Source organism: Streptomyces sp. NPDC101490, assembly GCF_044767145.1.
Taxonomy (GTDB): Bacteria; Actinomycetota; Actinomycetes; order Streptomycetales; family Streptomycetaceae; genus Streptomyces.
On sequence record NZ_JBIWNI010000010.1, the window covers coordinates 53,947 to 66,716 of the forward strand.

Consider the following 12,770-nt stretch of genomic DNA (forward strand, 5'->3'; position numbering starts at 1 on the left):
GTGGCACGGGAGCCTTGCCGTGGCGCCTTCGACATCGGATCCCGCACTCCGGATCCGCCATCCGCCGAACGGATCCCGATGCGTATCCGCCGCTGTGCCGTGCTGTTCCTGGAGCCCCGTGAAGACGTGGACTTCGACCTGGACTCGCTGGTGACCGGAGGTGCCGGGCTGAGCCGCACCCGGCGCTGGCTGGCCCTGGCCGCGCATCTCGACGCGGAGGTCGAGGTCGACGCGCCGCAGCGGGAGCTGCTCGGCCGGCTGAGCCCCGGCGCATGGCACGAGACCGACACGCTGGACGCCGAAGAGTCGGCTCTGGTCGACGAGTTGATCGGCAGCGGGCTGGTGATCGCCGATGACGAACGCCACTCCGCCCATCGCGAACGCGACGAGGTGCTGCGCGCCGGTCACTGGTGGCCGCCCGCGGCGATGATGCACCGGCTCGCGCGGTGGGAGGGCCTGGACAGCGTCAGCAGCATGGAAGCCAACGAGATGACCACCGCCGCCGATCTGCGGCGCAAGCTCGGCCCGCCGCCCACGCACGCACCCGGTCGCGGGGACGCGGCGGACCGGGTGCCGCTGCCCCGCGTCGACGGCAACGAGTTCGACGCGATGCTGGCGCGGCGCGCGACCTGCCGGAACTTCGACGGCGAGCGGGCGTTGCCGCTGGCCCTGTGCGCCCACATGCTGCAGCGCGTGTTCGCCGCACAGTCGCGGGTGCGCATCGACGACGACACCGTGTTCCTGAAGAAGCACACGCCCTCCGGGGGCGGTCTGCATCCGACCGAGGCGTATCTGATCGTGCAGAACGTCGACGGGCTCGCGCCCGGGCTGTACCACTACCACGCGGTCGATCACGCCCTGGAGCCCCTGCCCGCCCCGGACGAACCGCTGGAGCGGTTCGCGCGCCGAGCCCTGGCCGGTCAGCACTGGTTCTCCGACGCGCCCGTGCTGGCGGTCCTGGCGCCGCGGTTCGCGCGCAGCTTCTGGAAGTACCGCCATCACGCCAAGGCATACCGCGCCCTGGTGCTCGACAGCGGGCACCTGTCCCAGACCCTGTACCTGAGCGCGACCGAACTCGGTCTGGGCGCGTTCGTGACCTCCGCGATCAACGAGATCGACATCGAGAACGGATTCGGCCTGGACCCACTGACCGAAGGGCCGTTGGCCATCTGCGGCTTCGGCTGGCGCGCGCACAGGATGACCACCAGCGAATTCGATCCGGCCGAGGAGGTCTGGCTGCGGACGGCGGACGAGACGGAGGAGGGCTGAGTACGGGAACGCCGACGGGTTGCTCCCCGGGGGTGTCCGACCGCACCGGCCCCTGACATGCTGGGCCGCGGCCCCCGCCGCCGCGTCTGCCGCTGTCCGACCCCTGCGGGGATCAGCGCCACCGTGGCGGTCAGGGCCGTGTGCGGCGCGGAGCCGCACCGGATGCCGGGGCCGTCGGACGACCGGATGCCGAACCGGCCGGCCGTCGGACGAACCGGCTGCCGCACCACCCCTGGTACCACTCCGTCCACGGCGGCCTCGGGCCGGGACGGCCGATCAGCGAACGTCGCCCCCTGGAGGAGTCAGCCGGATGACCGACAAGACCGATGAACTGTTACCGGAAGCCGTCCACCACCTCACCTACCGGGCCTGTCGGGAGAACATCACCCGGCTCGTCACCTCGGACCCCTCGGTCACGGACCTCCTCGTCCCGGCGTGTCCCGGCTGGAGCGTGCGCGATCTGGTCGGACACCTCGTCGAGGTCTGCCGGATGGCCGTCGACGAGGACCCGGGTGAGATCAGCGAGCCCCCGGCCCCGCCGCCCGGCATCCCTCTCGCCGAACTCCTGACCACCTGGGCCGAGTTGGATAAGGAGCTGCCGCGGGTGCTGCCGGGGATGGACTGGCTGCGCCGCCGCGTCCTCCCGCTGGACGCGCTCTCGCACGAGCTGGACATCCGCGCCGCCCTCGGCATGCCCCTGCCCGACCGCCACCCCGCCCTCCCCGACGCGCTGGATCTCGCCGTCATGGGCTTCACCCTGTCGCTGGACGGGCACGGCCTGTCGGCGTTGCGCGTCGAGACGCCCGACCGGGTGTGGACGGCCGGGCAGGGCGAACCGGCCGTCACCCTGAGCGGAGAGAGCCCGGAGATCTTCCGTGCGCTGACCGGACGGCGTACGGTCCGGCAGCTCGGCGAGCTGTCCTGGAGCGCCGCTCCTGCGAGCTGGCTGCCCGCCTTCACCTGGGGCCCGTTCGCCCCGCCGCCGCACCCCGTCGAGGGGGCGGCGGCCACCGGGCCCGTACTCCCGTGACAGTCGTGGCCGCCCGTGACGCCGACCGTCGGAGCGGGCCGCCGTACCCGTCGGCTTCCGCTCAGAGCGCCGTCTCCAGCCGACGGCGGCGTTCGCCGGCGGGTCGGCCCGAGGCCGCACGGAAGACGATGGGGCGGGCGATGGCCTGGAAGTCCACGTCGGGGTCGAGGCGGCGCACCGTCTGTTCCACCATGAGCAGGGCGAGGAGCGGGAACACGAACTCCGACGAGGCGTAGATGCGGTGGCGCCGCTGGCTGGCGAACAGCTCGGTGGAGAACGCGATCAGGTCGAAGTCCCGGGCGGTGGTGCCGCCGAAGCGGTCGACGAGACGGGTCATGTCCTCGGTGAAGGCGGCGGTGTCGCTGTGCCGGTCGACCTGTTCCGCACTGGCCAGGACCGCTTCGGCGCAGCGGGGGCCGTTGCGGAAGCCGAGGTTGAGGAAGAACAGGGCCAGGTTCTCCCGCACGACGTCGGGGACGCGGTAGACGAATCCCGCGTCGAGTACGACGACGGAACCGGTCGGGGTGAGGCGCAGGTTCCCCGGGTGCAGGTCGCAGTGGACCAGGCCGGTGCAGAAGAGCATCTCGAAGACGGCCCGGAGCGTCTGGTCGGCGAGCGCCCGGCGGCGCTCGGGGCTCAGCCGGGTGACCTCGACATGGGCGCGTACCTCGGGAACGAAGTCCATGACGACACAGGACTCTCCGCACAGTGCCGGTACGGGGGCGGGCACGGTGATGAATTCGAGGGTGGAGAGGTCCTCGCGCAGGAGCGCCAGATTCCGTGCTTCGGTGTCGAGGTCGAGCTGACGGAGCACGCTCGCGCCGACGGCCTGCGCCATCTCGGCCAGGGGGGCTCCGCGCAGGCCCGGCAGGCGGCCCGCGAGCGCGAAGACCGCCCGCAGGATGGCGACGTCACGGCGGACGGTGTCGGTGAGGCGGGGGCGGCGGAGCTTGACGGCCACCTGCCGGCCGTCACGCAGACGGGCCGGGTACACGCAGGCGATGCTGCCCGAGCCGAGGGGTTCGGTGCGCAGGTCCGGCAGTGACTCCGCCCAGTCGGGGCCGAAGTGCTCCACCAGGGCCCGGTGGACGTCCCGGGGCCGCATGGGTTCGACGCTGTCGTGGAGGCGTCCGAGCGCGGCGCAGGCGCGTGGCGGCAGGACGTCCTCGCGGGTGCTCGCGATCTGCGCGAACTTGATGAACGCCGGGCCCAGCCGCTCGATGATCCGGGAGAGCTCCTCGGGCCACTCCTCGGCGGTGGCCGAACGGCCCCTCAATCGCTGCCAGTTGCGCCGGGCCAGGTGGCGGGCGGTGCCCGTGGAGACGGTCGACAGGATCCGGCCGAGGCGCAGCAGGGCGGCCGTGGTGGTCACGGGGAGATCGGCGGGACGGGCTCGTTCCATATGACCACACGTTCCTTAAGTAGACGATCTAGATTCTCTGTCTCCAGTCAGGGTTTCACGGCGGCAGTCTGCTTGACAGGGTCCATCTTGCTTAGTTTTTATATAACTACCTCGCATGGGGTGCACAACCTAACTGCGGAGGAAACATGACGCAATCGATCGAATCCAGGCTGCAGGAAGGCCTGGTGGCCCTCACGCCGCCGCCCCCGAGCCGGTACAACGACCCGGCGGAGTACCTGGACTTCGCCCGGCCGATCACCGAGAAGTTCCTGCCGTACGACACCCGGAGCGACAGCGAGCTGCGCGAGGTCTCCGAGGGGCACGAGAGTCCCCTGGAGCGCGAGCGCGCGCTGTGGGAGCTCGCGGACCGCAGCCCGGAGGAGAGCCTGGCCTTCATCGACCAGGTGATCGGCACCGAGACGGACCGCTCGGTCCGCTCGGGCGCGCTGTGGCTGGCCCTGCGGTCGGCCGGCCCCCGGGCCCTGAACGTGTTCGAGAAGTACGCGACGGACGAGGACCGCGAGGTCGCCGACTGGGCCCGGGTGCTCACGGGTGACATCACGGGCGCGAAGCCGCGGCGTCTCTACGACGAGGCGGAGGTCGAGGAGACCGGGTACTTCGACCAGACGGTGCCGCTCATCATCGGCGGCCGGGTCGTCATCGTGACGCCGGGCGTCGGCGCGGTGCGCGCGGTGCTCTCGCCGCTGTGGTTCGACTCGATCCTCGGCCGCGTGCTGGCGAGCACCAACGTCTCGACGATCCGGACCGACCTCACCGTCGAGAAGGAGCTGAAGGGCCTCAACGCGGACGGCTCGAACCACTACGAGATCTTCCCGTTCCGCGGGCTGAGCGTCGAGTACGACGGGCGCAACCTGGAGCACAACTACCTCTCCGAGACGCTGCGGCCGTTCTACCCGAGCGGCTTCGTCGGCAAGGGCGAGATGGTCGAGGTGCCCGTGTCGCTCGGCCGTATCGCGCTCACCTCGCTCGCGCACAAGGGCGAGGTGGCCATCCACGGCGACGGTCCGCGCGCGCAGCGCCTGCGCGAGGCCGACATGCCGTTCGTCCAGAGCGTGCGCGGCCGGTACTACGGCTGGGCCGCCGTCAACCTGGACCGCACCTTCGACCGTGGCATCGTCGGCGCCGGCGACGTGCAGCTGTCGAACCCGACGGACCCGATCGCGGGCCCGATGACCAACGCGAAGCTGTACGGAACGTTCCGCGGCAAGTCCGGTGACTACAGCGGCGCGGGCCGTTACACGCTCAACTCGATCAAGTGCCACGGTCGTCCCGACGGCAGGATCGACGTGGTCGGGGACGGCGCCGAACTGGCCGCCGAGTGACCTGACCCCCTGAGGCGACGGTGCACCTCCACAATCCGTGGGGGTGCACCGTTCGTCGTCGCCGCCCTGGAGCAGGCCGGACGCCATCGCTTCGGCCGAGACCGGACGCCATCACCCCGGCCGAGGTCCAACGCCGTCGCCTGAACCGGGGCCGGACGCCGTCGTCTCAGCTCAGGCCGAGCATCAGGGAGCAGCGGAGCACGGCCCCCGGATCGCCCTTGACCCGGACGTCTCCGGTGGCGATGGCCTGGAACGGCGACAGGAGCCGCGCGCCCACCCGGACGAACGTGCCCGCGTCGCAGGAGATGGTCAGCGCGGGTTCGGCCACCGAGCCGCGCTCGAAGGACACCTTGCCGCCGCGCACCAGGATCTGGAAGGTCTGGTCACCGACCTCGAACTCGTAGGTCTCGTCCACCTCGGGGACGGCCTCGTCGATGACCAGCGCCTGCACGGCGAGGAAGCCCCACTCGGCGCGGGTCGCCCCGGCGGTGTCCGACTCGTCGAGGAACTTCAGACCCCAGCGGGCGAGCGCGAGGACGGACTCCCGGAGCTCCTGCCCGGCCTCGGTGAGACGGTAGAGCCGGGCGCGCCCGTCGTCGGCCACGGACGTCTGCTCCACCAGGCCGTGTTCGCCGAGCATCCGCAGCCGGTCGGTGAGCAGGTTGGGGCCGATCCCGGGAAGGTTCTCCAGCAGGCTCTTGAAGCGCGCGGGGCCGATCAGCAGTTCGCGCACGATGAGGAGCGTCCACCGCTCGCCGATGACGTCCAGGCCCACCGCGAGGCCGCAGAACTGCCCGTACTCACGCTTCATTTTCGGCCTCCTTCGCTCTCGTTCTCGATAGTAACATTCGCACTGCTATGCGGAGATCGGGAGGGCGGCGAGGCTGTGGGGCCGACCCGGCCCGACCTTCGGCCGATGAGCGCCGGAAGGGCGCCGCGGGCGTGGTCGTGGGGTCGGACGTGTGGGGCGGGACGTAGGCGGAGTCCACCCGGGCGGGCGTCGTCGCCGGGGTTTCCGGCAAGGTCCCTTTCGCGTCATCCCGGCTGCTCCGCATGGTGGTTGGGAGAGGATCCGGAACCCCGGGGGTTCCGGCGGCCGGTGCTCGCGGAGTCGGGTCCTCGTACGGGGGCGGGGGCCTCGGCCGTACCGCGGGTCCGGGCCGCGCGGTCGCACCGCTTCGACCCGAGTTGTCGGTCCGTCGTGGTCGTGCCGCCGTGACAAGGGGCGGAGTATCTGCGCGGATCTTGCCAAGTTACTATGCAATCCTATAGCCTCCGCACGGTCAGCTCGATTCGCAGGCCCCCTTTTCCGGGGCTCAATCTCGCTGGAATGGTGGATTCTCGTGTATCTCATCTGGTTCCTGCATCGAGTGCCCAGATCGCGCGAAGAGGAATTCCTCACCGTCGTCCACGACGCCATCGAGGTCTTCCGGCGGAACGGCGCCATCGGCGGAACCGTGATGGAGGTCAGCGACCCGGCGGCCAAGTACGGCTGCTCGGACATCGCCTCCGGGGTCGACGTGGCACCGGACGAGGTGCTCTACGCCGAACTCACCTACTTCCACGACCGTACGCACTACGACGAGGTCATGCCGAGGGTCGACGCCGACCCCGAGCTGATGGACCTCTACGAGAAGCTCGTGCGGACGGTCGACATCTCGCGGATTCTGCGCGCCGAATTCAGCACGGTGTACGAGCTGTTGAACACCGAGGAGCACGCCCGGTACCGGCGGACTCCGCACAGGCAATGGCATCCGGCACACCGGGAGACAGCGTGACGACTGAACGACAGAGCGGGAACGAGCCGGCGGCCGCCGAGCCCTCATGGAACTTACGGGCCGTCACCTGGCTGTCCGGCGCCCAGTTCTTCATGTTCGGCATCGCCATCGGCGTCATGACGGTCGCCTGGGCGGAGGTCATCCGCTCACTCGACCTGAGTGACGGGTTCTTCGGCACCGCCCATCTGCTCCTGCCGGTCGTCGGCCTGCTGACCCTGCTGTCGGCCAAGCGGCTCTACCGCCACCTCGACCACCGCCACATCGGCATCTACGGCCAGCTCTCCCTCATCGGGCTCCTGGTGATGCTGGCCGTGAGCCGGCACTTCGTGGCCCTCCTCGTGGCCTTCGTCCTCGCCGGTCTGGGGTCCGCGCTGGTCGACACCGCCACCAACAGCGTGTTCATGGAGATCCAGGCCCGCGGCGGCCGCGAAGTGATGAACATGATGTACGCGATCAACAGCGGCGGCACGGTCATCAGCGCCCTCGGCGCGGGCGCCCTGATCAGCCTCGGCATGGACTACCGCTGGGTCGCCGTGCTGTTCGCCGCCGTCATGGCGCCCGTGCTCATCGCCTCGTTCGCGATCAGGTACCCGCCGGTGACCCCGGAGGAGCCCGAGGAGGCGCCGGGCGGAGTGGCGGCCGAGGACGACATCGGCATCTTCAAGCTGATGCGCAATCCGCTGTTCCGCGTGGTCTTCGTGATGACCGTGCTCGGCATCGCGGTCGAGAGCATCGTGCAGGTCTGGTCGGTGATCTACGTCGACCAGCTCCTCAACGCCCCCATCGTCTACGGCGGCGCGGCGTTCGCCCTGTTCAGCCTCACGATGATGATCGGACGGATGATCAACGCCGGTCTGGTCGCCGCGCTCGGCATCCGCAAGTCCTTCCTGATCTCCGCGGTCGGGACCGCGATCTCCGGGGCGCTGCTGATGGCCGGCACCCATCTGTGGCTGTCCGTCTTCGCCTTCCTCCTGATGGGCATCGCCATCGCCGGAGTACAGCCCACCTGCCTCAGCGCCGCCGCCCGGGTGGCGCCGAGCCGGGTCAACATCGTCGCGGCGGCCATGATGGTGCCCGCGTACGCCGCCTTCATCGGGACGCCGACCGCCTACGGCTGGCTCTCCGACGCCACCTCGCTGAACACCGCCATGGTGATCGTCGTCCTCGCGGGCGTCGGGATCGGCGTGCTCGCCCTCGGCCGCCCGGTCGCCGAGGCCGACCGCGCGGCCGAGCCGACCGAACCCGAGGAGACCGAGGTCACCGCCAGGCCCTGACCTCCTCCCCTTCGCGTACCTCCTCCTCACGTCCGGCCCCGCGCACCGCCCGCCCCCGTCCACGCACAGAAGCGGAGTTCATGATGAGTGGATCGCTCAGCGCCCTCGGAACGGCCTCGCGCACCGCACGCACGGCCCGGCTGGACCGGGTCATCGAGGCGGCGCCCGCCGAGGTGTGGCGGGCCCTGACCGAACCGGACCTGCTGCCCCACTGGTTCGGCCCGGTCCTTCTCGGCGTGCCGGGGCCGGGGGAGGAGTACGTCCTCGAAGGACGCGGCGCGCACGGGGACACCATCGTCTGCCGCGTCCTCGCCTGGGAGCCGCCCGCGCGGCTGCGGGTGACCTGGCGCTACACCGGCGAGACCGACTCCGAGCTGTCCCTGGCCCTGTCGCCCACGGACGACGACGGCACCCGGCTGATCCTGGAACACACCGGATTCGGACCGGAGGCCGACCCGGTCGACTACGCGGCGGGCTGGCACATGTACACCGACAACCTGGAAGCGCACCTCACCGGAAAGCCCGGTGTGGCGGACTCCGACGCGCGCTGGATGGAACTGATGCCGGTGTACGCCGCTGTCGCCGTCGACTGAGCCCACGAAACGGGCCGAGGGGAGAGCACCGCATGAGCAGCGCCGGAGCGAGCGGCGGCCGGGAGGCCGTCCCGGTCCCCGACATCCTGCACTCCACCCTGGTCCGCGCGGACCCCCGGGACGTGTTCGCCCTCCTGTCCAGCGGCACGGGCTGGGACACCTGGTTCACCGACGGCTCGGTCTTCGAGCCGTCCGTGGGCAGCCCGGTGCGTCTGCTCTGGCGTCGCCCGAGCGAGGACGGCGGGGACGTCACCGACGAAGGGGTGGTCACGGAGTGCGTCCCGGGCGAGCGCTTCGCCTTCACCTGGGGCTCGCCGCCCTCGCTGGTCACCTTCACCACCGCCGCGCACCCCGAGGGAACCCGGCTCACGGTGCTGGAGACCGGGCTGCCGCAGACCACCGACGGGCTCGCCCGGTTCGGGGACCGCGCGCCCGGATGGGGCGAGGCCCTCACCCTCGTCCGCTGCTACGCCGAACACGGAATCCGTCTGTCCACCTGAGCGGGCACCCTCCCGCCGACACAGGAGCTGATGTTCCATGACGAACCCGCTCAGACCCTCGCGCGTCGCCCTGATCACCGGCGCGAGTACCGGGCTCGGCGAGACCCTCGCCGAGTTCCTCGGCGATGCCGGCTGGCGACTCGTCCTCACCGCGCGCACCGAGAGCGACCTGACGGCGGTCGCCACGCGGCTCACCGGCCGGGGCGTCGTCGTCCGCGCGGTGGCGGGGGACGTCGGCGAGGCCGCGCACCGAGCGCGGCTGATTACGGAGGCCAGCGCACTCGGGCGCCTCGACTGGCTGGTGAACAACGCCTCCCAGATGGGGGTCAGCCCCATCCGGCCGCTCCTCGACCACCCCGTGGACGTGTTCGAGAAGGTGCTCCGTACCAATGTGGTCGCCCCCGTGGCGCTGGCGCAGCTCGCGCTGCCCCTGCTGCGGGAGACCGACGGTCTGGTGGTCAACGTGTCCAGCGAGGCGGCCGTGGACGTGTTCCCGTGCGCGGGCATCTACGGGGCCAGCAAGGCGGCGCTCGACCAGGCGTCGCGGATCATCGCGGCGGAGCTGGCCGACACCGGTGTGGGCGTCACCTCCGTCGACCCGGGCGGGATGCGCACCCGCGGCTACGCCGAGGCCGAGCCCGGTTTCGACCTGTCGACCGTGCCCGCGCCGGACGTGACCCTGCCGTTCTGGAAGTGGCTCGCGGAGGTGTCGTCCCGCGAGGTCTCCGGCCGACGGTATCTGGCACAGTCCGGGCCCTGGGACACCGAATGAGCCCCCGGCCGGGCGCGGAGAGCGGGTACGGGGCCCCGTACAGTGCGCTCGCCCGGGTCTACGACCAGTGGATGGCCGCGGACCGCATCCCGTACGACCAGTGGATCGCCTTCACGGAGAAACGATTCCACGAGGCCGGATTCGCGGTGCGGACCATCCTCGACGTCTGCTGCGGCACCGGCATGGGGATACGGACCCTCCAGGAGCACGGCTACGAGGTCACCGGGGTCGACGCGTCCGAGCAGATGCTGGACATCGCCCGCGCGCGCACCGCCCCCGGGACCGAACTGCTGTGCCTCGCCCTGCCGGACGAACGGATCTCGGCGCTGGGCCCCTTCGACGCGGTCCTCATCTGCTTCGACGGGGCGAACTACCTGGCGGGCGACGGCGCACTGGCCACCACCCTCGACCAGCTCGCCCGGACGCTCCGGCCCGGCGGCCTGCTCCTGTTCGACCTGAGCACCCGGCTGAGCTTCGAAGCCATCGCCGCCCTCGGCGAGTTCGGCGAGGACTTCGGCGACTTCGCCTACCTGTGGAACACCCGGCACGAACCGGACACGTCCTCGTACGAGTACCTCGTGTCGCTGTTCGTGCCCGAGGGGGAGCTGTACCGGAGATCGGTCGAGCGGCACCCGCAGCGCTGCTTCACCCATGACGAGGTCGAGAACGCGCTGCGCGGCGCCGGGTTCACCGACCTCGCCGTCTCGGACAACTACACGGAACGCGCCGTGACCGACGCCACCCGGCGGGAGACCTGGACCGCCCGCCTCACGACCGGGTCCCTTCCACGATGACGCCCAGGGGGCTTTGATGCTGCGCCGTCTGTACACCGCCACGCTCGCCACCGCCGTGCTCTGCGGACTGATGACCGCCGCCGCCTCGCAGGCCGCGTCGGACACGCGCCTCGACGTGGTCGCGGAGAACCTGGTGACCCCGCGCGGGCTCACCTGGGACGCCCACGCGGGGCGCGTCCTGGTCACCGAGGCGGGCAGGGGCGGACCCGCCCCGTGCGCGCCCGGCGTGGGAGGCTACCCCGCCTGCTTCGGCGCCAGCGGGGCCATCACCTCGTACACCCCGGGCAGCGGCAGGACCGAACGGATCGCCACCGGACTGCCCTCGGTGATCAACGAGTTCAGTGTGCTCGGCCTGCACGACATCGACGCGAGCCACGGGCGCATCTCCGTGGTCTTCGGCCTCGGCGGACAGATGTCCACGCGCGACGGTCTGGGCACGGCGGCGCGCGGTCTCGCGCAGACCGGCGTCATCGGCCGGGACGGCAGGCTCCGCCCGGTCGGGGACCTCCTTGCCTTCGAGGAGCGGCACAACCCGCACCAGGCGGACGTCAACGCCAACGCGTACGGGATCGCACGCGTGCCCGGCGGCACCCTGGTGGCGGAGGCCGGAGGCAACGACATCCTCATGGTGTCCGACAGCGGTGCGGTCCGCATGGTCGCCCTGCTGCCCGACCAGATCGTCGACGGCAGCCCGTCCGAGGCGGTGCCGACCACCATCGTGCGGGGGCCCGACGGCGCCTTCTACATCAGTGAGTACGGCGGCGAGCCGACGCGGATCGGGAAGGCCCGGATCTGGCGCCTGGTGCCCGGGAAGACACCGACCGTCGTGACGAGCGGGTTCACCGGCGTCATCGACCTCGCCTTCGACCGCCAGGGGCGGATGCTGGTGCTCGAACTGGCCGAGCGCGGCTTCGACTCGCCCGACCGGACCGGTCGGCTGGTGCGCGTCGAACACGACGGCCGGCGCACGGTCCTGGCCCGCGAGGGCCTGGAGCACCCCGGCGGGGTCACCGTCGCTCCGAACGGCGACATCTACCTGACCAACCGCACGACCTCGCTCGGGGAGGCGAACGGGCAGCTCCTGCGGCTGCGCCCGGGCCGGTCGTGAACAGGGGGCCGTCGGGGACGCCCGAGGCGTGCGCGACGGCCCCTGGCCCGGCCCGTGTCAGGTTCCGCAGTGGCCGCAGCCGTCGTCCCCGACCCGGCCGTCACGGTCCCCGTAGTCGTCGTGATGACGCACCCAGTTCATGATCCCGGCCTCCTCCTGGCGCCCCAGAGGAGTCAGGTCCAGGTAATTGAAGGAGCCGTTGAGGAGATCGGTGCCACGCGAGTACGTCGAGTAGGTGTGGAAAACGCGGCCGCCCTCGCGGAGGAAGACACTCAGACCGTGCTGTTCACCGCTCAGGGCCCAGGATCCGATTCCGGCTTCCTGGAGTTCGTCCTTCGTACGGAAGTTGAAGAGGACGGGGGCCACGGATTCATCCATGGTGACGTGGAAATCGTAGTTGAACGACGTGCCGTGGGAGGAGAACCAGGGAAAGGTCCACCCCATGCGTTCACGGAATTTCGTGATGTTCGCGAGCGGCGCGCGCGAGACCACGGCGAAAGACGTCCCGGCCGCGTGCAGATGCGCCAGGTGCCCGACGTTGTCGGCGAGGAGCGAGCAGCCGGTGCAGCCCGCGTCCCAGTCGGGGTCCAACATGAAGTGGTACACGATGAGTTGCCTGCGGCCGTCGAACAGGTCGACGAGGTCCGCCGGGCCGTCCGGGCCGTCGAAGACGTACGGCTCGGTGATCTCGACCATCGGCAGGGCCCGGCGCCGCGCGCTGAGCGCGTCCCGTTCCCGGTCGAACTCCTTCTCTCTGGCCAGCAGTTCCTTCCGGGCCGCTAACCACTCTTCCCTCGACACAATCGCAGGAACGTTCATTTCCGGGCCTCGCCTTCGCCGTGCCTTCCCAGCACTCGGAACCCTACCGGAAGGGGGCGGGCCGCAGCGGACGGCGCGCGCCCATTCG

General features: G+C 70.9%; 13 protein-coding genes. 10 read left to right on the forward strand and 3 right to left on the reverse strand.

What is annotated here, in order from left to right:
* The first annotated feature begins 78 nt into the window (after nt 1–78).
* Together ACIRQY_RS20030 and ACIRQY_RS20035 are read left to right on the forward strand one after the other, a co-directional pair.
* On the forward strand, nt 79–1,269 hold the full coding sequence (locus ACIRQY_RS20030) for a putative peptide maturation dehydrogenase (RefSeq protein ID WP_403927431.1): 1,191 nt from the start codon (nt 79–81) through the stop codon (nt 1,267–1,269).
* Nucleotides 1,270–1,579: 310 nt separating this feature from the next.
* A complete protein-coding gene (locus tag ACIRQY_RS20035; RefSeq protein ID WP_403927433.1) occupies nt 1,580–2,299 on the forward strand; it encodes a maleylpyruvate isomerase family mycothiol-dependent enzyme in 720 nt (239 codons plus the stop codon).
* Between the two features lie 61 nt (nt 2,300–2,360).
* Here ACIRQY_RS20035 and ACIRQY_RS20040 read toward each other — a convergent pair whose 3' ends face one another.
* Nucleotides 2,361–3,701, reverse strand: coding sequence for an ABC1 kinase family protein (locus ACIRQY_RS20040; protein WP_403927436.1), 1,341 nt, complete (start codon nt 3,699–3,701; stop codon nt 2,361–2,363).
* Between the two features lie 146 nt (nt 3,702–3,847).
* On the opposite strand from ACIRQY_RS20040, the gene ACIRQY_RS20045 reads away from it, so the two are divergent.
* Complete coding sequence (locus ACIRQY_RS20045) at nt 3,848–5,044, forward strand: HEAT repeat domain-containing protein (RefSeq protein WP_403927439.1); 1,197 nt, start codon at nt 3,848–3,850, stop codon at nt 5,042–5,044.
* 166 nt (nt 5,045–5,210) lie between these two features.
* Here the strand turns inward: ACIRQY_RS20045 and ACIRQY_RS20050 are convergent, their stop codons facing one another.
* Nucleotides 5,211–5,855 carry a winged helix-turn-helix transcriptional regulator gene (locus ACIRQY_RS20050; RefSeq protein WP_403927442.1) on the reverse strand — a complete coding sequence of 215 codons (645 nt, stop codon included), beginning with the start codon at nt 5,853–5,855 and terminating at the stop codon, nt 5,211–5,213.
* A gap of 532 nt (nt 5,856–6,387) precedes the next feature.
* Here ACIRQY_RS20050 and ACIRQY_RS20055 point away from each other — a divergent pair.
* From ACIRQY_RS20055 to ACIRQY_RS20085, 7 genes are all read left to right on the forward strand, one after another.
* Nucleotides 6,388–6,822, forward strand: coding sequence for a DUF1428 family protein (locus tag ACIRQY_RS20055; protein ID WP_351790361.1), 435 nt, complete (start codon nt 6,388–6,390; stop codon nt 6,820–6,822).
* Nucleotides 6,819–8,096 carry an MFS transporter gene (locus ACIRQY_RS20060; RefSeq protein WP_403927445.1) on the forward strand — a complete coding sequence of 426 codons (1,278 nt, stop codon included), beginning with the start codon at nt 6,819–6,821 and terminating at the stop codon, nt 8,094–8,096. Before ACIRQY_RS20055 ends, ACIRQY_RS20060 begins: the two co-directional genes overlap by 4 nt.
* A gap of 80 nt (nt 8,097–8,176) precedes the next feature.
* Nucleotides 8,177–8,689 (forward strand): SRPBCC family protein, encoded by a 513-nt coding sequence (locus ACIRQY_RS20065; RefSeq protein ID WP_351790366.1) that lies wholly within the window; start codon nt 8,177–8,179, stop codon nt 8,687–8,689.
* Between the two features lie 32 nt (nt 8,690–8,721).
* Nucleotides 8,722–9,189, forward strand: a complete 468-nt coding sequence (locus tag ACIRQY_RS20070) for an SRPBCC domain-containing protein (protein WP_403927448.1) — start codon at nt 8,722–8,724, stop codon at nt 9,187–9,189.
* Nucleotides 9,190–9,226: 37 nt separating this feature from the next.
* Nucleotides 9,227–9,961 (forward strand): SDR family oxidoreductase, encoded by a 735-nt coding sequence (locus ACIRQY_RS20075; protein WP_351790369.1) that lies wholly within the window; start codon nt 9,227–9,229, stop codon nt 9,959–9,961.
* Complete coding sequence (locus ACIRQY_RS20080; protein WP_403927451.1) at nt 9,958–10,755, forward strand: class I SAM-dependent DNA methyltransferase; 798 nt, start codon at nt 9,958–9,960, stop codon at nt 10,753–10,755. Before ACIRQY_RS20075 ends, ACIRQY_RS20080 begins: the two co-directional genes overlap by 4 nt.
* Before the next feature lie 16 nt (nt 10,756–10,771).
* Complete coding sequence (locus ACIRQY_RS20085) at nt 10,772–11,863, forward strand: ScyD/ScyE family protein (RefSeq protein WP_403927454.1); 1,092 nt, start codon at nt 10,772–10,774, stop codon at nt 11,861–11,863.
* 57 nt (nt 11,864–11,920) lie between these two features.
* Here the strand turns inward: ACIRQY_RS20085 and ACIRQY_RS20090 are convergent, their stop codons facing one another.
* Nucleotides 11,921–12,682, reverse strand: a complete 762-nt coding sequence (locus ACIRQY_RS20090) for a DUF899 domain-containing protein (protein ID WP_403927457.1) — start codon at nt 12,680–12,682, stop codon at nt 11,921–11,923.
* Nucleotides 12,683–12,770 lie beyond the last annotated feature (88 nt).